Raw genomic sequence first — 20,382 nt, 5'->3', positions numbered from 1 at the left:
CTTCGAAGCCGAAAGCCTGGATCAGCTCGGCCGTGCGTTCGGCRTGCGGTGCGTTGTTGCCGGGCGGGGTGTCGGTGGGCACCCGCACCAGCTCCTGCAGAAAGCGCACTTCCTCGTCGAAATGGGCGTCGATCCAGGCGTCGAGTTTGGTGTAGTCGGTCATGTCAGTGGGCCGGGTCGGCGGCAAGGTTGTCGAGCAGCAGCTGGAAGGCCCGCACGGCCAGCTGCATGTCGTCGTTGGTGCTCGATTCGAGCGGGTTGTGGCTGATGCCGGAGTTGATGCCGCGCACGAAGAGCATCGCCTGCGGCATCACCTCGTGCAGCTTCATCGCATCGTGGCCGGCGCCGCTGGGCATGCGGAACAAGGGCACGCCGAGCATGTCGACCGCCTTCTCCCAGCGCTGCTGCCATGCGGGCGCGCTCGGCGCGGCGGCGGCGCGCATGGTTTCCTCGAGCGTGTAGCGCACGCTGCGGCGCTCGCAGATGTCCTTCAGCGCCGCCACCACGTCGTTGGCCAGCGCGTCGCGCTGTTCATTGTTCGGCGCTCGCAGGTCGAGGCTGAACTTGCAGCGCCCGGGCACCACGTTGATCGAGCCGTTCGGCACCTCGAGCATGCCGACCGTGGCGACCGAGTCGCCATCCTTGGCGGCGCGCTGCTCGGCGAAAAGGATCAGTTCGGCCACGGCGGCCGCGGCATCGCGGCGCCGGTCCATCGGCGTGGTGCCGGCGTGGCTGGCCATGCCGATGACTTCACCGACATAGCGCACGCTGCCGTTGATCGAGGTCACGATGCCGAGCGGGAGATCGAGCTCGGTCAGCACCGGCCCCTGTTCGATGTGGACCTCGACGAAGCCCAGGTACTTCGAGGGATCGCGCTGCAGTCCGGGGATGTCCTCGTCCTTGAGGCCGGCGTTGCGGCGGGCCGCGCGCATCGTGATGCCGTCGGCGTCCTTCTGGTCGAGCCAGCGGTTGTCGAAGTGGCCGATCAATGCGCCGGAGCCCAGGAAGGTGGCCTTGTAGCGCTGGCCTTCTTCCTCGGCGAAGCCGACGACCTCGAAGGCGAAGGGCAGGCGCCGGTTCTGCCGCTTGAGCTCGCGCACGCAGGCCATCGGCACGAAGATGCCGAGCCGGCCGTCGTACTTGCCGCCGTTGCGTACGGTGTCGTAGTGCGAGCCCGTGAGCAGCGCCTTGGCGCCGGGCGTCGCGCCCTCGTAGCGGCCGACGACATTGCCGACCGCATCGATCTGCACGCTGTCGAAGCCGGCCTCGCGCATGTCGGCCACGATCTGCGCAGCGCAGGCGCGGTGGGCGTCGGTGAGGTAGGTGACGGTGAGCTGGCCTTTCTCGGCATAGCCCGGGTCGGTGTGGACCGAGAGCTCTTCCTGCCAGTCCCACACCACGTTGCCGAGTGTGGGCGTGGCGTCGAACTTGTCGTCCAGCCGGATTTCGGCGATGCGATGGATGTTGCGCAGCGCCTCCCCGAGCTCGAAGTCGGGGTGGTGATGTAGCCGGCGCTCGAAGGTGTCGATGATCTCGCGCTTGGCGAGGCCGGTGCCGCGGGGGCCGCGCACCGCCAGGATGAACGGGAAGCCGAACTTGGCGTTGTAGTCGGCGTTGAGATGCTGGATCTTCGCGAACTCTTCGGGCGTGCAGTCGGTCAGGCCGGCCTTGCTCTGCTCGTTGGTCGACTCGGCCGTGAGGCTCTTGCTGACCATCGCCTTGCCGGCCAGTTCCGGGTGGGCGCGGATCAGGCCGAGCTGCTCTTCGCGCGAGGCGTGGGTCACGGCCTGCACCAGTGCATGCTTCAGGTGCGGCAGCGAGCGGAACGGGCGCGACACCAGCGCGCGCGCCGCAATCCACGGGGAGTGTTCGTAGACGCCGTCGAGCAGTGCGACGGCTTGGTCGGCCGCGGCCGCGTTGAGTTGGTCGATGGTGAGGGCCATGTCAGTCAGTCTCCTTGCGAGGCGGCGTAGGGATGCGTCGCCTTCCAGTGCCTCGCGATGTCGAGGCGGGTGCAGATCCAGACCCGGTCGTGGGCGGCGATGTGATCGAGGAAGCGCTGCAGGGCCACGATGCGTCCGGGGCGGCCGAGCAGGCGGCAGTGCATGCCGATGCTCATCATCTTCGGCGCCTCGTCGCCCTCGGCATACAGCGCGTCGAAGCTGTCCTTCATGTACTCGAAGAAGGGGTCGGCATGCGAGTAGCCCTGCGGCAGCGCGAAGCGCATGTCGTTGCAGTCGAGGGTGTAGGGCACGATCAGCTGCGGCACGACCTGGCCGTCGGTCTTCTGCACCTTCATCCAGAAGGGCAGGTCGTCGCCGTAGTAGTCGCTGTCGTATTCGAAGCCGCCGTAGTCGGCCACCAGGCGCCGGGTGCGCGGGCTGTCGCGGCCCGTGTACCAGCCGAGCGCCCGCTCGCCGGTGAGCTTCTCGATGGCTTCCATGCCGAGCCGCATGTGCTCGCGCTCGGTGGCTTCGTCGAGGTTCTGGTAGTGGATCCAGCGCCAGCCGTGGCAGGCGATCTCGTGGCCCAGTTCCTTGAAGGCCGACGCCAGTTCGGGGTAGCGCTCGAGCGCCATGCCGACGCCGAACACGGTCAGCGGCAACCCGCGTTTCTCGAACTCGCGCAGGATCCGCCAGACGCCTGCGCGCGAGCCGTATTCGTAGATCCCTTCCATGCTGATGTGGCGCGCGGGATAGCTCGCGGGATTGAACATCTCGGAGAGGAACTGCTCGGAGCCGGCGTCGCCGTGCAGCACGCAGTTTTCACCGCCTTCCTCGTAGTTGAGGACGAACTGGATCGCGATGCGGGCGCGGCCGGGCCATTGGGCGTGCGGTGGATTGCGGCCGTAGCCGATGAGGTCGCGCGGGTAGGGGCGGGTGCTGTCGTAAATGCTCATGGTGTCAGGCCAACGCCAGGGTGATGTCGTGGGTGGGAACCTTGCGGTCGAAGGTGAGGTTGGCCTCGACGTGATCCAGGTGCTCGGTCATGAGGCGCACGGCGCGTTCCTCGTCCTTGGCGGCCAGGGCCTTCACGATGTCTGCATGCTCGTCGTTCGAGTGCTCGGCCGCGGTGGCGCTCTGGTACATCAGCGTGATGAGGGCGCAGCGCGAGATCAGTTCGCCGAGGATCTGCGCCAGCACCGTGTTGCCCATCAGCTCGGCCATGCGGACGTGGAAATCGCCCAGCAGCTCGGTGCGGCCCGAGATGTCCTCGCCCGACACCGCGGCCTTTTCGAGCGCCACATGCTCCTTGAGCGCCTTGATCTTGGCCGGCGTGACGCTGCGCACGAAGGCGCGCGTCATCTCGGCCTCGAGCATGCGGCGCACGGCGAACACCTGCTTGGCCTCGTCGACCGCAGGCGCCGCGACGAAGGCCCCGCGCGCGGGCTCGAGCCGTATCAGTTTGTTCTGCGAGAGCTGGAACAGCGCCTGCCGCACCAGCGTGCGGGAGACGCCGAAGTGGTCGGCGAGCTTCTGCTCGGCCAGCTTGCTGCCGGGCTGAAGCCGGTGCTCCACAATGGCCTTGGTGAGTGCGTCGACGATGGAGCGGGTGGTGGTCGAGTCCATGTTTTTCATGATAGACCTAAAGCCGATAACTGTATACACWTTTGTCGACCGTAATTTCCCGAATGCACCGAAGGAGCAATTCATGGGCTTGAGCACTCACGTACTGGACACGATGCACGGCTGCCCGGCCGCCGGCATGGAGGTCGCGCTGTTCACCACCGACGGCACTGCCGAGGACGCGCGCGCCACGCTGGTGCGGCGCTTCACGCTGAACGCCGACGGCCGCAGCGACGGGCCGCTGTATGACAACAGCACGCTGAAGGCCGGCACCTACCGGCTGGTGTTCGATGTGGCGGGCTACTTCAAGGCCCGCGGCCTCGAGCTGCCCGAGCCGAACTTCCTGAACCGCGTGGCCCTGGACTTCGGCGTCGCCCACACCGACCAGCACTACCACGTGCCGCTGCTGGTGAGCCCATGGTCATACTCGACCTACCGGGGCTCTTGAGGCTACAGCTGGCCTTCGCTGAGCGTGTCGAGCTGGAAATGACCGCCTTCGTCCCACAGCCAGGTGTCGGTCCAGGTGACCTTGCCGAGCCGCGTGGCGGCCGGGTAGGGCGCGGCGACGAGCACGGTGCGCTCGATCTCGGCGATCACCTCGGGCGCGTGCGTCGGTGCACGCATCCAGTGCATCGACAGCACCTTGCCGTCGGCATCGAGGTTGACCTGCAGCGTGCCGACCGCATAGAGCAACGGCGGCAGCTTGCCGCCGTAGATGCGGTCCTTGTTGATCTCGTAAATATGGCGGGCGGCGTCCTTGCGGTAATCGCGCGCGGTGGCGGCGCTCGACGCTCGCGGCTTGCCTCGGCTTTTGTTGCCCGGCTCGGGCTTGGCGCTGCTGAGCTGGCCAGGAACCGCGCCGGTCGGCGTGGTGCTGYAGCCGGCCAGCCACAGGCTGGCGAGGAGTGCCGCCGCCAGGGCAAGGCGGCGCGAGGTGGACTGAAAATGCATCGGCGGGTTTATACCGTGCCCAGCGATGGGCAGCGCAACCGGAGGTTTCCAGGATGACCGGCGCAGTCGACGAATTGTTGGCGCGGCTGGCGCGCGAACGCGGCGTGCTGGTGCGCGTCGACTCCACCCAGGGCTCGGCGCCGCGCGAGGCCGGCACCTGGATGGCGGTCTGGGCCGAGGGGCTCACCGCCACCATCGGCGGCGGCCAGCTCGAGTTCCAGGCCACCGACGAAGCCCGCGCCTGGCTCGCGGGCGGCCCGCCGATCGAGAGCGTGCGGCGCTATCCGCTCGGTCCGAGCCTGGGCCAATGCTGCGGCGGCGTGGTGTTCCTGTCCTTTCGGCTGATCGATGCCGGGGATGCACAGGCACTGCAAGCCGAACTGCTCGCCCACCTGGAGCCGGTGGCGCTGTTCGGCGGCGGCCACGTGGGCGCCGCCCTGGCGCGGCTGCTCGCTACACTGCCGTTCGCGGTGCGGTGGATTGACAGCCGCGACGGCGTCTTTCCGCCCGAGCTGCCGGCGCAGATCGAGACCGAGCATTCCGATCCGGTGCAGCAGGCGGTGGTGCAGCTCGCACCGGGCTCGCGCGTGCTGATCATGAGCTTCAGCCATGCCGAAGACCTGGATATCGTGATCGCCTGCCTCAAGCGCCTGCGTGCGCGCGACGACCTGCCGTACATCGGCCTGATCGGCAGCACGACCAAGTGGGCGACCTTTCGTCACCGGCTCGAGGCACGCGGTTTCACGGCGCAGGAAATGGACCGGGTGACCTGTCCGATTGGCGTTCCCGGCATCACCGGCAAGGAACCCGAGGTGATCGCCGTGGCGGTGGCGGCACAGTTGTTGCAATCGCTTCCGCCTGCATGAGGCGCCCGGCCGCTCCGAAGGCGAATCCCGAAGCGCTGCTGCGCGACGGTGTCCTGTGAAGGGCGCTCAGGGTTTTCCTGCACGCCGAGTGATGCAAAAACCCGGGAGTCAGCCCTCAAAATTGTATACACTTCAGTCCACAACAAGCCGCAGCGGAGCGAGACCCGAGCCCGGGTCTGCGTTCGCGGCACTTTCTCTGCTTACAGCGCCCGCAGTGGTGAGCAGGCCGGTACACCACGGCGCTCCCACGCGCCGACAAGGTTGAGAGCAAATGGAAAGCTACTACCTCGACTGGGCCAATCTGCTGTTGCGCTGGGTCCACGTCATCACCGCCGTCGCCTGGATCGGCGCCTCGTTCTACTTCGTGATGCTGGACAACAGCCTCGAGAAGCCGGAAGACCAGGAATCCCTCGACAAGGGCGTCGGCGGCGAGCAGTGGGCGGTGCATGGCGGCGGCTTCTACAACATGCAGAAGTACGCGCTGGCGCCCAAGCGGCTGCCGGACCACCTGCATTGGTCGTACTGGGAGAGCTACTCGACCTGGCTCACGGGCTTCGCGCTGTTCACGATGTCCTATCTGTGGAACGCCAGCACCTACCTAATCGACAAGTCCAAGATGGATTGGCAGCCCGGCGCCGCGATCGGCGTCGCGCTGGCTTTCTTTGTGGTCTTCTGGATGGTCTACGACGGCATCTGCCAGTTGTTCGGCCGGCGCAAGAACGGCGACACCATCGTCGGCGTGCTGGTTGCAATCTTCATCGCGTTCGCAGCCTGGCTGGCTTGCCAGTGGTTTGCCGGCCGCGCGGCCTTCCTGCTGGTCGGCGCGATGATGGCCACGACCATGAGCGGCAACGTGTTCTTCTGGATCATCCCGGGCCAGCGCAAGAACGTGCAGGCGCTGCGCGAGGGCAAGCCGGTCGATCCGGTGCATGGCCAGCGCGGCAAGCAGCGCAGCGTGCACAACACCTACTTCACGCTGCCGGTGCTGTTCTCGATGTTGAGCAACCACTACAGCTTCACCTATACCCACAAGTACAACTGGATCGTGCTGCTGCTGATCATGCTCGGCGGCGCGGCCATCCGGCAGTTCTTCGTGGTGCGCCATCGATTCAAGCTCGGCAATGCGCGCAATCCGATTCCCTACGCGCTGTTCGGCATCGCGGTGCTGGGCCTCACCATCATCTGGATGAAGCCCGAGCCTGCAGCGGACCCGGCGCCCGGCGCGGCGGTCAAGAAGGTGTCCTATGGCGACGTGCAGAAGGTGCTCGAGCAGCGCTGCTACATGTGCCACGGTGCCCAGGTGCAGATGAAGAACGTGCGGCTCGACACGCCGGACCAGGTCGCCGCGCATGCGCAGGCGGTGTACCAGCAGGCGGTGGTGACCAAGATCATGCCGATGAACAATTCGACCGGCATCACCGACGCCGAGCGGGCCTTGATCGGCAAGTGGTTCGAAGGCGGAGCCAGCACGAAGTAGCTCGCCTCAGGTTGGGGGCGAAGAGGGAGACAATGTTGAGACGAGGCAATCCATGACTACATCGAAGCTGCAACAAATCCCTGACGCGCGCTCGGCGCCGCGCGAATTCCTCGAACACCTTTACCGCGTGGCGGTCGAGCGGGCGCTGCCCCTGGCCGGCATGGGCGCCTACCTGCCGCCACCGCCGAAGGGGCGCACGCTGGTGCTCGGCGCCGGCAAGGCCGGCGGCTCGATGGTGCAGGCGCTGGAGGCGCTATGGCCGGCGGAGGCACCGCTGTCGGGACTGGTGGTCACGCGCTATGGCCACATCCCGCCCCGCCCCGAGGGGCTGGCCTCGCGCATCGAACTCGTCGAGGCGGCGCACCCGGTGCCCGACCAGGCCGGACTCGACGCCGCGCAGCGAATCCTCGCGCTGACCGAAGGCCTGACGGCCGACGACCTGGTGCTGTGCCTGATTTCGGGCGGCGGCTCCTCGCTGCTGACCCTGCCGGCCGACGGGCTCACGCTGGCCGACAAGCAGCGCATCAACACCCAACTGCTCGAATCGGGCGCCGGCATCGGCGAGATGAACTGCGTGCGCAAGCACCTGTCGCGCATCAAGGGCGGCCGGTTGGCGGCCGCCTGCGCGCCGGCGAAGGTCGTGACGCTGACCATCAGCGACGTGCCGGGGGACGACCCGGCTGTGATTGCCAGCGGCCCCACCGTGCCCGATGCAAGCAGCTGCGCCGATGCGCTGGCGATCCTCGATCGCTACCGGATCGAGGTGCCGGCACCGGTGCGGGCGCGGCTCGAGAGTGGCGCGCTCGAGACTCCGAAGCCGGACGATTCCGTGTTCGAGGGCCATGTGACGCACGTGATCGCGGCGCCCCAGCAGTCGCTCGAGGCGGCCGCGGCCGCGGCGCGTGCCGCCGGGATTCCGGCCCACATCCTGAGCGACGAGATCGAAGGCGAATCGCGCGAAGTGGGCAAGGTGCACGGCGCCCTGGCACGCGCCGTGGCGCTGCGCGGCGAGCCTTTCGCCAGGCCTTGCGTAATCCTGTCGGGCGGCGAGACCACGGTCACCATCCGCCCGCGCCGGCCCGGCCAGGCCAAGGGCCGCGGCGGCCGCGCAGGCGAGTTTTGCATGGGGCTCGCCGGGGCGCTGGCCGGCCACGACGGCGTCTGGGCACTGGCGGCCGACACCGACGGCATCGACGGCGTCGAGGACAATGCCGGCGCCATCGTCACGCCCGACACCTTGCCCCGCGCCGAGGCGGCCGGTGTCAAGCTGGCCGACTACCTGGACCGCAACGACGCCTACGGCTACTTCGACGCCGTCGGCGATCTGCTGGTCACCGGACCGACCCATACCAACGTCAACGATTTCAGGGCGCTGCTGATTCTCTAGCGCCCGCGCGCCCGCCGTTGTCGCTGATGCGAGAATCGCGACAACGTCGAGCCCCATGAATCCACCCCACGACCTGCGCCTGGCGCCCCGCCCCTTCGAGAGCTGGAAGGTCGAGGTCTGGTTGCGGATCCGCAGGCACTTCGCCTTGAAGGTGATCGGCACCACCGCGTTCACCTGGCTGTTCTTCATCGGCTACTTCCATATGCTGCGGCAGCCGGCGAGCCCGGTCGCGGTGATGCCGCTGACCGCGCTCGACCACCTGATCCCGTTCCAGCCCCAGGCGCTGGTCGCCTATTTCTCGCTCTGGCTGTACGTAGGCATTGCGCCCGGACTCCAGCTCAGCTTCCGCGAACTCCTGGTCTACGGACTGTGGGTCGGCGGCCTGTGCCTGACCGGCCTGGCCCTGTTCTACTTCTGGCCGACCCAGATCCCGCCGAACACGCTGCCGCCGACGGACTTTCCAGGCTTCGCGATCCTGCAAGGCGTCGACGCCGCCGGCAATGCCTGTCCGTCGATGCATGTGGCGATCGCGATCTTCACGGCCATCTGGGTCGAGCACATCCTGCGCAATGCGGGGGTGCCGATGTCGCTGCGCCTGGCCAATGCCCTGTGGTTCGCGGCCATCGCCTGGTCGACGCTGGCGATCAAGCAGCACGTGGTGCTGGATGTGCTCGCCGGGGCGCTGCTGGGCGTCGTGTTCGCGCTGCCGTCACTGCGCTGGCGGCCCCGTCCCAGCGCGAATCCGGCCGGCCGGAGCGGATACCATGACACGTCAATGCCCGCGGGCCGGTTCGGCGGCCGTGCCAGGAGGAGCTGATCTTCGTGGGCCCGACATCCAAAACCACAACGTGGCCGTCCGCAGGGAGACGGCCCGAAATGACGACGGACACCGCACGATGAGTTCGCTGAAGGAATTGCAGGACCTGATCCACGAGAAGTACGGCATCGAGGCGTCGGCGCTCGACCCCCACGTTTCGATGCGCGAGAAAGGCTTCGATTCGCTGGCGCTGGTCGAATTCGTGTTCGCCATCGAAGATCGTTTCTCGATCGAAATGCCCGACGACGACCCGGACATCGACACCCTGGCCGAACTCGCGGCCGTGGTTGACAGGGTCAGGGCGACTCAGACCATCACGTGAACCCGGTTGCGGTCACCGGCCTGGGCCTCGTGGCCCCCCATGGGGACGATCACGCCAGCGTGTTCGAGGCCTTGCTGCGCGGCCGTTCGGCGCTCGAGCCGGTCTTCCCCGAATTGCCCAAGGCGGCGGTCGCGGCGCGCGCGGCCTTCGATGAATCGCGCTGGTTCACCAAGCTGCAGCTCGCCGGTGTCGACCGCGTGAGCCAACTCGCCGTGGCGGCGGCAGACCTCGCGATGCGGGACGCCGGCGCGCTCGGTGAGCTCGATCCCGAGCGCATCGGCGTCTTCTCGGGCTGCGGCATGGGCGGCGCGGCGGCGCTCGAGGCGGCCTATCGCGGCGGCGGACGGGTGCCGCCGTTGACCATCCCGGCCTTCATGCCGAACGCACCGGCCTCGCAGGTGGCGATGCGCCAGGGCGTGCATGGGCCGGTGCTGACCTATTCGGTGGCCTGCGCCTCTTCGTCGGTGGCCATTGCCGAGGCGGCCAAGGCGGTGCAGCGCGGCGATGTCGACCTGGCGATCGCCGGCGGCAGCGAGGCGCTGATCGTGCCGGGCGTGGTGCTCGCCTGGCAGGCGATGCAGACCCTGGCCAGCGTCAAGCCCGGCGAGGAGGCCACCGCGATCCGGCCTTTCGCGAGCGATCGCAGCGGCTTCGCGCTCGGCGAGGGGGCTGCCTTCCTGGTGCTCGAATCAGCCGAGCGCGCACGCCGCCGCGGCGCCCGGGCCTATGCCGAACTGGCCGGCTGGGGCCTCAGCTGCGATGCCACCCACCTGACCAAGCCGGACGCGCCGGGCCAGGCGCGCGCACTGCGCCAGGCGCTGCGCCAAGCCGGCCTGCAGCCGCGCGACATCGGCTACTGCAATGCGCACGGCACGGCCACGCGCATCGGCGACGCGGTCGAGGGCGATGCGCTGGCCGCTGTCTGGGGCGAGGACCTCGACCGCCTGCGCGTGAGCTCGACCAAGGCGCTGCATGGACACCTCCTCGGCGCCGCGGGCGCGCTCGAGGCCGTGGTCACGGTGCTGGCACTGCATCTTCGCGCGCTGCCGCCGAATATGCATTGCGCCACGGCCGACCCGGCCTGCGGCCTGAATCTGGTGGCGCCTGGTGAGATCGATGCGCCGGATCTGCGTGCCGCGATCAGCAACTCATTCGCTTTCGGTGGCACCAATTCGGTGCTGCTTTTCAGCCGGCTCTGAGGCCAGGCTTCCTTTCACGACGGATGGGATTCCGCATGAACAGACGTTTCGCTACGCTGGCCGCATTGGCCGTTCCGCAGCTGCTCTCGGCCTGCGCGAGCGTCGGCGGCGGCCCGACGGTCAAGACCGACGTCGATCCTGGCGCCGACTTCTCGCGCGTGCGCAGCTACAGCTGGGTGACCCGGCCCGACGGCGGCACGCCGCTGATGCAGCAGCGCATCGTCGACGGCATCGATGCGCGGCTGCAGGCCAAGGGCTGGAAGCTGGCGCCCAACGGCGACATCCGTGTGTCGGCGCACGTCAGCGCGTCGGAAAAGGAAAGCCTCGACAACTACTACACGCGCGTCGGCTACATGGGCTGGGGCGGCTTCGGCCCGCCGGCACCCAACAGCCCGATGCCGGTCGAGACCTTCGAGGTCGGCACGCTGGTGATCGACATGATCAATGCGCAGACCAAGCGCTCGGCCTGGCGCGGCACCGCGAGCGGCACCGTGCAGGACGACCCGGCGAAGATGAAGGCGCTGCTTCAGACAGCGCTCGACAAGATGTTCGCCGGCTTTCCCCCCGGCCACGCACCGAAGTAAGCGGCGCAGTTCGTCAATGGTTATCTCTGGGAATGCCGAAGGTCGCGTGGATCTTCTGGTACTTGACCGCAGGCTTTAGCACCATGCCCTCCGACAACTCGTCGACGATGCCGCGCTGGATCTCCTGCCAGGGCGTCTGGCTCGGCGGGTAAGGGTAGCCGCCCGCGGCGGCCAGTTCGGCGCGCCGCTTGTCGAGTTCCTCGTCCGACACCAGCATGTTGGCGGTGCGCTTCTTCAAGTCGATGCGCACGCGGTCGCCGGTGCGCACCAGCGCCAGTCCGCCGCCGGTCGCCGCCTCGGGCGAGGCGTTGAGGATCGAGGGCGAGCCCGAGGTGCCGGACTGCCGGCCGTCGCCGATGCRAGGCAGGGCCGTGATGCCCTTCTTGATCAAGTAGGACGGCGCGCGCATGTTGACCACCTCTGCCGCGCCCGGATAGCCGACCGGGCCCACGCCGCGCATGAAGAGCACGCTGTGGGGGCCGATCTTCATCTTCGGGTCGTCGATGCGGTGGTGGTAGTCCTCGGGTCCGTCGAAGACGATGGCCGTGCCTTCGAAGGCCATCGGATCCTTCGGGTCCTCGAGGTAGCGGCTATGGAACTCGGGCGTGATCACGCTGGTCTTCATGATCGCCGAGTCGAACAGGTTGCCCTTGAGGTTCAGGAAACCGGCGTCCTTCTTCATCGGCTTGGCGTAGGGCCAGATCACCTTGCGGTCGCTGGTGAACCTGCCTTCGCAGTTCTCGATCAGGGTCTTGCCGTTGGCCGTGAGGGCCGGCTTGATCTTGCCCTTGGCGATCAGTTCGGCCACCACCGCGGGCACGCCGCCGGCGCGGTAGAAGTCCTCGCCGAGGTATTCGCCGGCCGGCTGCAGGTTGACGATCAGCGGGATCTTGTAGCCGTGCTTCTCCCAGTCGTCGGGCGTGAGTTCGACGCCGATGTGGCGCGCGATCGCGATCAGGTGCACGGGCGCGTTGGTCGAGCCGCCGAGCGCGGAGTTGACCACGATCGCGTTCTCGAAGGCCTCGCGGGTCAGGATGTCCGAAGGCTTCAAGTCCTCGCGCACCATCTCGACGATGCGCTTGCCGGTCAGGTAGGCCATCTCCTGGCGGTCGCGGTAGGGCGCGGGAATCGCGGCGCTGCCGGGCAGCATCATGCCGAGCGCCTCGGCCAGCGAATTCATCGTCGACGCGGTGCCCATGGTGTTGCAGTGGCCGGTCGACGGTGCCGACGATGCCACCAGTTTCAGGAACTGCTGGTAGTCGATCTCGCCGGCCGCCATCATCTCGCGCGCCCGCCAGACGATGGTGCCCGAGCCGGTGCGCTCGCCTTGGAACCAGCCGTTGAGCATCGGCCCCGAGTTGAGCGCGATCGCCGGGATGTCGACCGTGGCGGCCGCCATCAGCTGGGCCGGCGTGGTCTTGTCGCAGCCCGTGGTCAGCACCACGCCGTCGATCGGGTAGCCGTAGAGCACCTCGACCAGCGAGAGGTACTGCAGGTTGCGGTCGAGCGCCGCCGTCGGCCGCTTGCAGGTTTCCTGGATCGGATGGATCGGGAATTCGAAGGCGATGCCGCCGGCGTCGCGGATGCCTTCGCGCACCCGCYCGGCCAGCACCAGATGGTGGCGGTTGCAGGGCGCGATGTCGGAGCCGGTCTGGGCGATGCCGATGATCGGCCGGCCCGACTGCAGCTCGTCGAAGCCGAGGCCGAAGTTCATGGTGCGCTCGAGGTAGAGCGCGGTCATGTCGGCGTTGGCCGGGTTGTCGAACCAGGCCTGCGAGCGCAGCGCGAGCGGGCGCTGCTTGTTGGCGGTGGACTTGGCTTTTTTCTTTGCGGGGGTTTTCATCAGGACATTCCCTTCAAGGTCTGGTCTGCATTCGGCAGCGCCGCGCAGTCGTCGATGTACTGCCGGACGATTTCGGCAAAATTCTCGTGCGGCAGCAGGCCCAGGCGCGCCGCCCGCGCGGCCATCGCGCCACCCGGCCAGTTGGCCACGATGCCGGCGATGCGCTCGTCGCGCTCGAAACGCACCAGGGCGCGCACCTTCGGGCCGGCCACCGCTTCGAGGGCGTCGAGCATATCGGCCACGCGCACGTTGAGCGCCGGCAGGTTGAGCGCCGTGCGGCCGTAGAAGGCCTCGCGCGTGGCCTCGAAGACCGCGATCAGTCCGTCGACGGTGCGCGACGGAGACGACACCGGGTGCGACACCTCGGGCGAGACCGGGCAAATCGATTCGACGCCGGCCAGTGGCTCGCGGATGATGCCGCTGAAGAAGGAGGAGGCGGCGCCGTTGGGGCGTCCCGGCCGCACGGTGACGGTCATGAGCCGGGCCGCGCGGCCGTCGACGTAGCCTTTGCGCGTGTAGTCGGCCATGAGGTGCTCGCAGATCAGCTTTTGCGTGCCGTAGGAGGTCTGCGGCGCCGGCAGCGTGTCGTCGGCCACGAGCTTGGGCAGGGGCACCGCCGGGTCGGGCCCGAACACCGCCACCGAACTCGAGAACACCAGCCGCGCGACCTTGCCGCCGCCGTTGACGTGGGCACGCAGCGCATCGAGCAGCGCCCGCGTGCTGTCGAGGTTGGAGCGCAGGCCGAGGTCGAAGTCGAGCTCGCATTCGCCCGAAACGGCCGAGGCCAGGTGGAAGATGCCGTCGAAGGGCTCCTCGCGCAGCGCGTCGGTCTGCGCCAGCAGCGGGTCGGTGCGGGCCTCGACCCGCACGTCGGCCAGCAGGTCGGCCGGGGGCGGCGCGATGTCGGTCAGCACCATGCGCTCGATGGGCTGGCCGGCCAGCGTGCCGCGAGCGAGCAGGGTGCGGGCGAGGCGGGCGCCGACGAAGCCCCCGCCGCCGGTGATCATGAGTTTCATTGCAGTCTCCTTCAGTGTTTGGGCTTGCGGATGGGTGGGGCGGCCCCGGCGCGAGCGACCCGCGCGGCGGCCTGGCGACGCCGGCCGTCGATGATGCCGCCTTCGACCAGCCGCTGCTCGCCGCGGATAAGGTGTTCGTTGGCGTGCAGCCGGGCGGCCACCGGGTCGTGGGCCGCGATGGCTTCGAAGATGGCGCGGTGCTCGTGCTGCACCGCGGACATGAAGTCGGCCCGCCGGGCCTCGTTGCCGCGCGTGATGCGCATGCCTTCGCGCAGGTACTGCTCGAGGAAGCCGAGCAGCAGGCGGAACTGAGGGTTGCCGGTCGACTCGCCGATCACGCGGTGGAAGGCCAGGTCTTCGGCGACCCCGTCGCGGCCCTCGGCCACCGCGGTGTCGATGGCCTCGAGGGCGCGCCGCAGCGCCGCAATCTGGCTGCGCGTGGCGCGCTCGGYGGCCAGCGCGGCGATCTCGCCTTCGAGCACCCGCCGCACTTCGACCACGTGGACCACCGCCTGCACCGAGGTCAGCACGGCCGGGTCGAAGGCCAGTGGCTGGTTGAGCGGCGGCGGCGCGACGAAGACGCCGGAACCCTGGCGCGACTGCACCAGGGCCCTCGACTTGAGTTGGTGCACCGCCTCTCGCACCACGGTGCGCGAGACGCCGTGTGCCGTGGCCAGCTGCTGCTCGGTAGGCAGCCGGTCGCCGGCCTGCAGCGCGCCACTTTCGATCTGCGCGGCCAGCAGCGCGGCCAACCGGTCCGACAGCCGGTCGACGACCAGCGGCTGGGGTTGGGAGGGGGCGGAATCCCGCACGGCGAGAGAGTGGAAAAGGACGGTTATCAGGTCATCATACAAATTATTCGCGGGTTAATGCCTAACGGTTTGCCCTGATGCGCCGCCGGGTTCCGATGCCAATACTCCGCGCTTGCGGCATGGAGCCTCCATGGCCCGACGTCGATTGGCGACCTTTCAGGACCCCAGTGCATGGCCAGTGTCACGATCAAGTCAGTCAAGAAGAACTTCGGCGAAGTCGCCATCCTGCATGGGGTGGACATCGACATCCGTGACGGCTCGTTCACGGTGCTGGTGGGGCCCTCGGGCTGCGGCAAGTCGACCCTGCTGCGCATGATCGCCGGCCTCGAGGAGATCAACGGCGGCGAGATCCGCATCGGCGAGAAGCGGGTCAACGACCTGCCGCCGAAAGAGCGCGACATCGCGATGGTGTTCCAGAACTACGCGCTCTATCCGCACATGACGGTGCGCGAGAACATGGCTTTCGCGCTGGCGCTGGCAAAGATGGACAAACCGACGATCGAGTCCAAGGTCCAGCGCGCGGCCGAAATCCTGGCGCTGGCGCCGCTGCTCGACCGCTATCCGCGCCAGCTCTCGGGCGGCCAGCGGCAGCGGGTCGCGATGGGGCGCGCCATCGTGCGCGATCCGCAGGTGTTTCTGTTTGACGAGCCGCTGTCGAACCTCGACGCCAAGCTTCGGGTGGCGATGCGCAGCGAGATCAAGGAACTGCACCAGCGCCTGAAGACGACCTCGATCTACGTCACGCACGACCAGATCGAGGCCATGACCATGGGCGACAAGATCGTCGTGATGCGCGACGGCCGCATCGAGCAGACTGGCAGCCCGCTCGAGCTCTACGACCATCCGGCCAACCAGTTTGTGGCCGGCTTCATCGGCTCGCCGGCGATGAACTTCCTGCCCGGCACCCTGCGCCGCAGCGGCGGCACGGCTCGGGTCGAGCTGGCCGACGGCACCCAACTCGACGCCCCGATCGCGGCCGGCGGCACCGATGGCCAGCGGGTGGTCTACGGCACCCGGCCCGAGCATCTGAGCCTGGCCGACCAGGGCGGCATCGCCGCCCTGGTGGCGGTGATGGAGCCGACCGGCATGGACACCTTCGTCGCCTGCCGTCACGAAGGGGTCGACCTCTCGGCGGTGTTCCGCGAGCGCCACGACTTCGCGCCGGGCACCACGATCCACCTGCAACCCGATCTTCAGCGCGCGCATCTCTTCGACGCCGGCACCGGCCAACGGCTGGTGGCCTGACGTCCTTCGTTCCGGCCGTTCAACAACAGGAGACATGAATGAGTGATTTCAATCGCCGCAAGATTCTGAAAAGCTCGGCTGGCCTCGCGGCCGCCGCCTCGCTGGGAGTCGGCACCGCGATCTTCACGCCACTCGCGAATGCGCAGACGCTGACCTTCAAGCCCGAGAAGGGCGCCAAGCTGCGCGTGCTGCGCTGGAGCCGCTTCGTGCAGGGCGACATCGATGCCTACATGGCCAATGTCAAACGATTCAGCGAAGCCACCGGCATCGAGGTGCGGGTCGACAACGAGGGCTGGGAGGACGTGCGGCCCAAGGCGGCGGTGGCGGCCAACACCGGTGCCGGCCCCGACATCATCCTGTCGACCAACGACGATGCCAACCTGTATCCGGACAAGCTGCTCGACGTCACCGACCTGGCGGAGTACCTGGGCAAGAAGTACGGCGGCTGGTATCCGGCAGGCGAACTCTTCATGCGGCCCGACGGCAAGAAGTGGATCGGGCTGCCGCTGGGCGCCTCGGGCTCGCTGATCGTGTACCGAGAGAGCATGGTCAAGGCGGCCGGCTTCGACACCTTCCCGAAGAACAACGAGGACTTCCTCAAGCTCTACAAGGCGCTGAAGGACAAGGGCACGCCCGGCGGCATGGCGCTCGGCAACGCGACCGGCGACAGCACCTGGACCAATTGGCTGATCTGGTCCTTCGGCGGCAAGTTGGTCGACAAGAACAACAAGGTCGTGATCGACAGCCCCGAGACCCTGAAGGCGCTCGAGTACGCCAAGGAGCTCTATGCCAACTTCATCCCAGGCACGCTGTCGTGGCTCGATCCGAACAACAACAAGGCCTTCCTCGACGGCCAGATCAGCATCACCAACAACGGCATCTCGATCTATTACGCGGCCAAGAATTCGCCCGATCCCAAGGTCAAGGAGATGGCGGTGGACATCAACCACGCGGTGTTCCCGGTCGGTCCGGTGGGGGTGCCGACCGAGTCGCATCTGTTCTTCAACCAGATGGTCATGAAGTACACCAAGTACCCGCAGGCCTCCAAGGAGTTCCTGCGCTTCATGATGGAGCGGCCGCAGTTCGACGACTGGCTCCAGGGCTGCGGCGGCTATGTGGCGCAGCCGCTGCGGGCCTACGAGGCCAATCCGATCTGGACTTCCGACCCGAAGAACACGCCCTACCGCGACTCGGTCAAGAACCTGCGCCCGGCGGGCTACGACGGCAAGCTCGGCTATGCCTCGGCCGGCGTGGCGGCCGACTTCATCATCCCGAACATGGTGGCGGAAGCGGCCAGCGGGTCGAAGTCGCCGAAGGAAGCCGCCGAGCGCGCGCAGAAGCGCGCCGAGCGCTACTACAAGGTCTGACCGCTGCCCATGACCACGCGACTGGCCAGGCTGCAGAACAGCCGCAACGCCCTCGGTTTCATGTTCATGTTGCCGGCGGCGGTGCTGCTGCTGCTGTTCCTGACCTATCCGCTGGGGCTCGGTACCTGGCTCGGCTTCACCGATGCCAAGGTTGGGCGGCCGGGTGTGTGGATCGGCCTCGAGAACTACATCTTTCTCTGGGGTGACGCGGTCACGCGGCTGGCGCTCTTTAATACGCTCTTCTACACGGTTGTGGCGAGCGTCTTCAAGTTTCTGCTTGGGTTGTGGCTGGCGGTGCTGCTCAACAAGAACATCCGCTTCAAGACCTTCTTCCGCGCGGTGATCCTCCTGCCCTACATCGTGCCGACCGCGCTGTCGGCGATCGCCTTCTGGTGGATCTACGACTCGCAGTTCTCGATCATCAGCTGGGCGCTGGTCAAGATGGGGCTGATCGACCACTACATCGACTTCCTCGGCGACCCGTGGAATGCGCGCATGGCCGTGATCGCAGCCAACGTGTGGCGCGGCGTGCCCTTCGTGGCGATCACGCTGCTGGCCGGCCTGCAGACCATCTCGCCCTCGTACTACGAGGCTTCGGCGATCGACGGCGCGACGCCGTGGCAGCAGTTTCGCCACGTGACGCTGCCGCTGCTGACCCCGATCATCGCGGTGGTGATGACTTTCTCGGTGCTGTTCACCTTCACCGACTTCCAGCTAATCTACGTGATTACGCGCGGCGGGCCGCTCAATGCGACGCACCTGATGGCCACGCTGTCGTTCCAGCGCGCGATCTCGGGCGGGGCGCTCGGCGAGGGCGCGGCGATCGCGATCGCGATGGTGCCTTTCCTGCTGGCCTGCATCATGTTCAGCTACTTCGGACTTCAACGCAGAGCCTGGCAAAAATGAGCAAATCCGGCCAGATCGACGTCGTCGGCATGAGCTACCTCGACACCGTGCCGCGCAAGGCGGTCACGGTGTACCTGCCGCTCGTGGTGTTCCTGATCGTCCTGCTGTTCCCGTTCTACTGGATGGCGATCACCTCGGTGAAGCCCGAGGCTGAACTGCTGTCGCGCGAGGGCAATCCGTTCTGGGTCATCGCACCGACGCTCGCGCATTTCCACAAGCTGCTGTTCGACACTGCCTACCCGCAATGGCTCTGGAACACGGTGCTGGTGTCGGTGGTGTCCACCTTCGGCTCGTTGGTGATTTCGGTGCTGGCCGCCTATGCCATCGAACGGCTGCGCTTCAAGGGCTCGCGCCAGACCGGGCTGGCGATCTTCCTGGCCTACCTGGTGCCGCCGTCGATCCTGTTCATTCCGCTCGCCAACGTGGTCTTCAACCTCGGGCTGTTCGACACCCGCTGGGCCCTGGTGCTGACCTATCCGACCTTCCTGATCCCGTTCTGCACCTGGCTGCTGATGGGCTACTTCCGCTCGATCCCGGCCGAGCTCGAGGAGTGCGCGCTGATCGACGGTGCCAGCCGCTGGCAGATCCTGGTCAAGATCGTGCTGCCGCTGGCGGTGCCGGGCTTGATCTCGGCCGGCATCTTCGCCTTCACGCTGTCGTGGAACGAGTTCATCTACGCGCTGACCTTCGTCTCTTCGTCGGAAATCAAGACGCTGCCGGTCGGCGTGGTGACCGAGCTGGTGCAGGGCGACGTCTACCAGTGGGGGCCGCTGATGGCGGGGGCGCTGCTGGGATCGCTGCCGGTGGCCTTCATCTATTCCTTCTTCGTCGAGTACTACGTCTCGGGGCTGACCGGGTCGGTCAAGGAGTGAGACCGGCCGCGGCGCGCAGCCGCGGCATCCTCGCCTGTGCCACAGTCATGGCCTTGGGCGTCGCCCGATCGAGGAATATCCAGACCATGCCCCAGACCCCACCCCTTCCGGCCCAGGGCCTGCGCCCCACGCAGGAGCAGATGCTGCGCCACCTGCGCCGCTCCAACGCGGTGGCCCAGCGCGCCGTTGCGCTCGGCCATCACCCCTTCGGCGCCGTGCTGGTCGGTCCCGACCAGGAGACCGTGCTGCTGGAGCAATGCAACATCGACACCGTGAACCACGCGGAGTCGACGCTGGCGCGCGTGGCCGCGACCAATTTCACGCCCGAGTTCCTGTGGCGCTGCACGCTTTACACGGCGGTCGAGCCCTGCTGCATGTGCGCCGGCACCGCCTACTGGGCCAACATCGGCCGCGTGGTGTTCGGCATGACCGAGGCGCAACTGCTCGCCGAGACCGGCAGCCATGCGGAGAACCCGACAATGAGCGTGTCGTCGCGCTACGTCTTCGATCATTGCCAGAAGCCGGTCGAGCTGATCGGTCCGGTGGCCGAGATCGCCCAGGAGACGATCGCGATGCAGCGCGCCTTCTGGGCCGCGCGCTGAGCGGCTTGCGGCTCGCCCCGGCGCGGAACATCACGGGCGTTGCGTGATCAAACACCATGCCGCCGGGCGCGCTGGTGCGCGCTCTCCGGCGGCAGGAGGTGTGTCATGAAGCAACTGAAACATTGGCAGGATGTGGTCAATGCCCTGCTGGGCGTCTGGGTCGTTCTTTCGCCATGGGCTCTGGGCTTCCAGGACACGAGAACCGCCATGGTGAACGCCGTCGTCGTGGGCGTGGCACTGGTTGCGGCCGCTCTCGGCGCGATGCTCGTGCCGCGCGCCTGGGAAGAGTGGACCGAGTGCGCATTGGGCGCCTGGCTGGCGATCTCTCCCTGGGTGCTGGGCTTCGGCGCGCTGCGTGATCCAATGCTCGCCGCGGTGTTCAGCGGCCTGGTGATCGTGGTGCTGGCGCTCTGGACGCTGTGGACCGACAAGGACTACAGCAGCTGGCGGCACGGCGCGGCGCATTGAGCAAGACGCCGGGCCGCGCCCCGAGGCTCAGGCCGGCGCCAGGCCGCCCCAAGGCGGCCTGCGGCCCCCTCGGGGGGCAGCG

21 protein-coding genes and 1 pseudogene are annotated in these 20,382 nt (G+C 67.6%); 14 read left to right on the top strand and 8 right to left on the bottom strand.

Going from position 1 to position 20,382, the window contains the following annotated elements:
• The 4 genes and pseudogenes from AC1DY5_RS02590 to AC1DY5_RS02575 form a co-directional block, all read right to left on the bottom strand.
• A pseudogene (locus AC1DY5_RS02590) lies at positions 1-163 on the bottom strand (peptidase M20); the annotation flags it as partial.
• A gap of 1 nt (position 164) precedes the next feature.
• On the bottom strand, positions 165-1,943 hold the full coding sequence (uraD, locus tag AC1DY5_RS02585; RefSeq protein ID WP_478108138.1) for a 2-oxo-4-hydroxy-4-carboxy-5-ureidoimidazoline decarboxylase: 1,779 nt from the start codon (positions 1,941-1,943) through the stop codon (positions 165-167).
• A 5-nt stretch (positions 1,944-1,948) separates the two neighbouring features.
• Positions 1,949-2,899 (bottom strand): allantoinase PuuE, encoded by a 951-nt coding sequence (gene puuE, locus AC1DY5_RS02580; RefSeq protein WP_478108136.1) that lies wholly within the window; start codon positions 2,897-2,899, stop codon positions 1,949-1,951.
• A gap of 4 nt (positions 2,900-2,903) precedes the next feature.
• Complete coding sequence (locus AC1DY5_RS02575; RefSeq protein WP_478108133.1) at positions 2,904-3,578, bottom strand: GntR family transcriptional regulator; 675 nt, start codon at positions 3,576-3,578, stop codon at positions 2,904-2,906.
• Positions 3,579-3,651: 73 nt separating this feature from the next.
• On the opposite strand from AC1DY5_RS02575, the gene uraH reads away from it, so the two are divergent.
• On the top strand, positions 3,652-4,014 hold the full coding sequence (gene uraH / locus AC1DY5_RS02570) for a hydroxyisourate hydrolase (protein WP_478108131.1): 363 nt from the start codon (positions 3,652-3,654) through the stop codon (positions 4,012-4,014).
• Between the two features lie 2 nt (positions 4,015-4,016).
• Here uraH and AC1DY5_RS02565 read toward each other — a convergent pair whose 3' ends face one another.
• A complete protein-coding gene (locus AC1DY5_RS02565; RefSeq protein WP_478108129.1) occupies positions 4,017-4,517 on the bottom strand; it encodes a hypothetical protein in 501 nt (166 codons plus the stop codon).
• A gap of 53 nt (positions 4,518-4,570) precedes the next feature.
• On the opposite strand from AC1DY5_RS02565, the gene xdhC reads away from it, so the two are divergent.
• The 7 genes from xdhC to AC1DY5_RS02530 all read left to right on the top strand — a co-directional run bounded on the left by xdhC (position 4,571) and on the right by AC1DY5_RS02530 (position 11,169).
• A complete protein-coding gene (xdhC, locus tag AC1DY5_RS02560; RefSeq protein WP_478108126.1) occupies positions 4,571-5,383 on the top strand; it encodes a xanthine dehydrogenase accessory protein XdhC in 813 nt (270 codons plus the stop codon).
• Between the two features lie 271 nt (positions 5,384-5,654).
• Positions 5,655-6,860, top strand: coding sequence for a urate hydroxylase PuuD (locus AC1DY5_RS02555; protein ID WP_478108123.1), 1,206 nt, complete (start codon positions 5,655-5,657; stop codon positions 6,858-6,860).
• A 52-nt stretch (positions 6,861-6,912) separates the two neighbouring features.
• The gene (locus tag AC1DY5_RS02550) at positions 6,913-8,247 is read left to right on the top strand and encodes a glycerate kinase type-2 family protein (RefSeq protein ID WP_478108120.1); all 1,335 of its coding nucleotides are present in this window, start codon (positions 6,913-6,915) and stop codon (positions 8,245-8,247) included.
• Positions 8,248-8,302: 55 nt separating this feature from the next.
• Positions 8,303-9,064, top strand: coding sequence for a phosphatase PAP2 family protein (locus tag AC1DY5_RS02545; protein ID WP_478108116.1), 762 nt, complete (start codon positions 8,303-8,305; stop codon positions 9,062-9,064).
• Positions 9,065-9,143: 79 nt separating this feature from the next.
• Entirely contained in the window at positions 9,144-9,386 is a 243-nt protein-coding gene (locus AC1DY5_RS02540; RefSeq protein WP_478108112.1) for an acyl carrier protein, read from the top strand.
• Positions 9,383-10,585, top strand: a complete 1,203-nt coding sequence (locus tag AC1DY5_RS02535; RefSeq protein WP_478108110.1) for a beta-ketoacyl-[acyl-carrier-protein] synthase family protein — start codon at positions 9,383-9,385, stop codon at positions 10,583-10,585. Before AC1DY5_RS02540 ends, AC1DY5_RS02535 begins: the two co-directional genes overlap by 4 nt.
• A gap of 35 nt (positions 10,586-10,620) precedes the next feature.
• A complete protein-coding gene (locus AC1DY5_RS02530) occupies positions 10,621-11,169 on the top strand; it encodes a DUF4136 domain-containing protein (protein WP_478108107.1) in 549 nt (182 codons plus the stop codon).
• A gap of 13 nt (positions 11,170-11,182) precedes the next feature.
• Here AC1DY5_RS02530 and AC1DY5_RS02525 read toward each other — a convergent pair whose 3' ends face one another.
• The 3 genes from AC1DY5_RS02525 to AC1DY5_RS02515 are packed head-to-tail and all read right to left on the bottom strand — an operon-like array spanning position 11,183 to position 14,840.
• Positions 11,183-13,012: an IlvD/Edd family dehydratase gene (locus AC1DY5_RS02525; protein ID WP_478108105.1), complete on the bottom strand. Its 1,830-nt coding sequence runs from the start codon at positions 13,010-13,012 to the stop codon at positions 11,183-11,185.
• Positions 13,012-14,028, bottom strand: coding sequence for a D-erythronate dehydrogenase (denD, locus tag AC1DY5_RS02520; protein ID WP_478108103.1), 1,017 nt, complete (start codon positions 14,026-14,028; stop codon positions 13,012-13,014). The genes AC1DY5_RS02525 and denD overlap by 1 nt, the downstream gene beginning before the upstream one ends.
• An 11-nt stretch (positions 14,029-14,039) precedes the next feature.
• Entirely contained in the window at positions 14,040-14,840 is an 801-nt protein-coding gene (locus tag AC1DY5_RS02515; protein WP_478108101.1) for a FadR/GntR family transcriptional regulator, read from the bottom strand.
• Positions 14,841-15,011: 171 nt separating this feature from the next.
• Between AC1DY5_RS02515 and AC1DY5_RS02510 the strand changes: the two genes are divergently transcribed.
• The 6 genes from AC1DY5_RS02510 to AC1DY5_RS02485 all read left to right on the top strand — a co-directional run bounded on the left by AC1DY5_RS02510 (position 15,012) and on the right by AC1DY5_RS02485 (position 20,300).
• The gene (locus AC1DY5_RS02510; RefSeq protein ID WP_478108099.1) at positions 15,012-16,085 is read left to right on the top strand and encodes an ABC transporter ATP-binding protein; all 1,074 of its coding nucleotides are present in this window, start codon (positions 15,012-15,014) and stop codon (positions 16,083-16,085) included.
• Between the two features lie 38 nt (positions 16,086-16,123).
• On the top strand, positions 16,124-17,452 hold the full coding sequence (locus AC1DY5_RS02505) for an ABC transporter substrate-binding protein (protein ID WP_478108097.1): 1,329 nt from the start codon (positions 16,124-16,126) through the stop codon (positions 17,450-17,452).
• 9 nt (positions 17,453-17,461) lie between these two features.
• Positions 17,462-18,358, top strand: a complete 897-nt coding sequence (locus tag AC1DY5_RS02500) for a carbohydrate ABC transporter permease (RefSeq protein ID WP_478108095.1) — start codon at positions 17,462-17,464, stop codon at positions 18,356-18,358.
• The gene (locus AC1DY5_RS02495; RefSeq protein ID WP_478108093.1) at positions 18,355-19,230 is read left to right on the top strand and encodes a carbohydrate ABC transporter permease; all 876 of its coding nucleotides are present in this window, start codon (positions 18,355-18,357) and stop codon (positions 19,228-19,230) included. The genes AC1DY5_RS02500 and AC1DY5_RS02495 overlap by 4 nt, the downstream gene beginning before the upstream one ends.
• 86 nt (positions 19,231-19,316) lie before the next feature.
• Positions 19,317-19,832 (top strand): nucleoside deaminase, encoded by a 516-nt coding sequence (locus tag AC1DY5_RS02490; RefSeq protein WP_478108091.1) that lies wholly within the window; start codon positions 19,317-19,319, stop codon positions 19,830-19,832.
• A gap of 105 nt (positions 19,833-19,937) precedes the next feature.
• The gene (locus AC1DY5_RS02485) at positions 19,938-20,300 is read left to right on the top strand and encodes an SPW repeat protein (protein ID WP_478108089.1); all 363 of its coding nucleotides are present in this window, start codon (positions 19,938-19,940) and stop codon (positions 20,298-20,300) included.
• The last annotated feature ends 82 nt before the right edge of the window (positions 20,301-20,382 follow it).

This window comes from Variovorax sp. P4_D9 (genome assembly GCF_056401695.1).
This window is presented reverse-complemented; position numbering and strand designations above follow the sequence as displayed.

Coding starts and splice junctions, on each gene's coding strand:
- uraD (WP_478108138.1), bottom strand. CDS start 1,943: ATGGCCCTCACCATCGACCAACTCAACGCGGCCGCGGCCGACCAAGCC.
- puuE (WP_478108136.1), bottom strand. CDS start 2,899: ATGAGCATTTACGACAGCACCCGCCCCTACCCGCGCGACCTCATCGGC.
- AC1DY5_RS02575 (WP_478108133.1), bottom strand. CDS start 3,578: ATGAAAAACATGGACTCGACCACCACCCGCTCCATCGTCGACGCACTC.
- uraH (WP_478108131.1), top strand. CDS start 3,652: ATGGGCTTGAGCACTCACGTACTGGACACGATGCACGGCTGCCCGGCC.
- xdhC (WP_478108126.1), top strand. CDS start 4,571: ATGACCGGCGCAGTCGACGAATTGTTGGCGCGGCTGGCGCGCGAACGC.
- AC1DY5_RS02555 (WP_478108123.1), top strand. CDS start 5,655: ATGGAAAGCTACTACCTCGACTGGGCCAATCTGCTGTTGCGCTGGGTC.
- AC1DY5_RS02550 (WP_478108120.1), top strand. CDS start 6,913: ATGACTACATCGAAGCTGCAACAAATCCCTGACGCGCGCTCGGCGCCG.
- AC1DY5_RS02545 (WP_478108116.1), top strand. CDS start 8,303: ATGAATCCACCCCACGACCTGCGCCTGGCGCCCCGCCCCTTCGAGAGC.
- AC1DY5_RS02540 (WP_478108112.1), top strand. CDS start 9,144: ATGAGTTCGCTGAAGGAATTGCAGGACCTGATCCACGAGAAGTACGGC.
- AC1DY5_RS02530 (WP_478108107.1), top strand. CDS start 10,621: ATGAACAGACGTTTCGCTACGCTGGCCGCATTGGCCGTTCCGCAGCTG.
- denD (WP_478108103.1), bottom strand. CDS start 14,028: ATGAAACTCATGATCACCGGCGGCGGGGGCTTCGTCGGCGCCCGCCTC.
- AC1DY5_RS02510 (WP_478108099.1), top strand. CDS start 15,012: ATGGCCAGTGTCACGATCAAGTCAGTCAAGAAGAACTTCGGCGAAGTC.
- AC1DY5_RS02505 (WP_478108097.1), top strand. CDS start 16,124: ATGAGTGATTTCAATCGCCGCAAGATTCTGAAAAGCTCGGCTGGCCTC.
- AC1DY5_RS02500 (WP_478108095.1), top strand. CDS start 17,462: ATGACCACGCGACTGGCCAGGCTGCAGAACAGCCGCAACGCCCTCGGT.
- AC1DY5_RS02495 (WP_478108093.1), top strand. CDS start 18,355: ATGAGCAAATCCGGCCAGATCGACGTCGTCGGCATGAGCTACCTCGAC.
- AC1DY5_RS02490 (WP_478108091.1), top strand. CDS start 19,317: ATGCCCCAGACCCCACCCCTTCCGGCCCAGGGCCTGCGCCCCACGCAG.
- AC1DY5_RS02485 (WP_478108089.1), top strand. CDS start 19,938: ATGAAGCAACTGAAACATTGGCAGGATGTGGTCAATGCCCTGCTGGGC.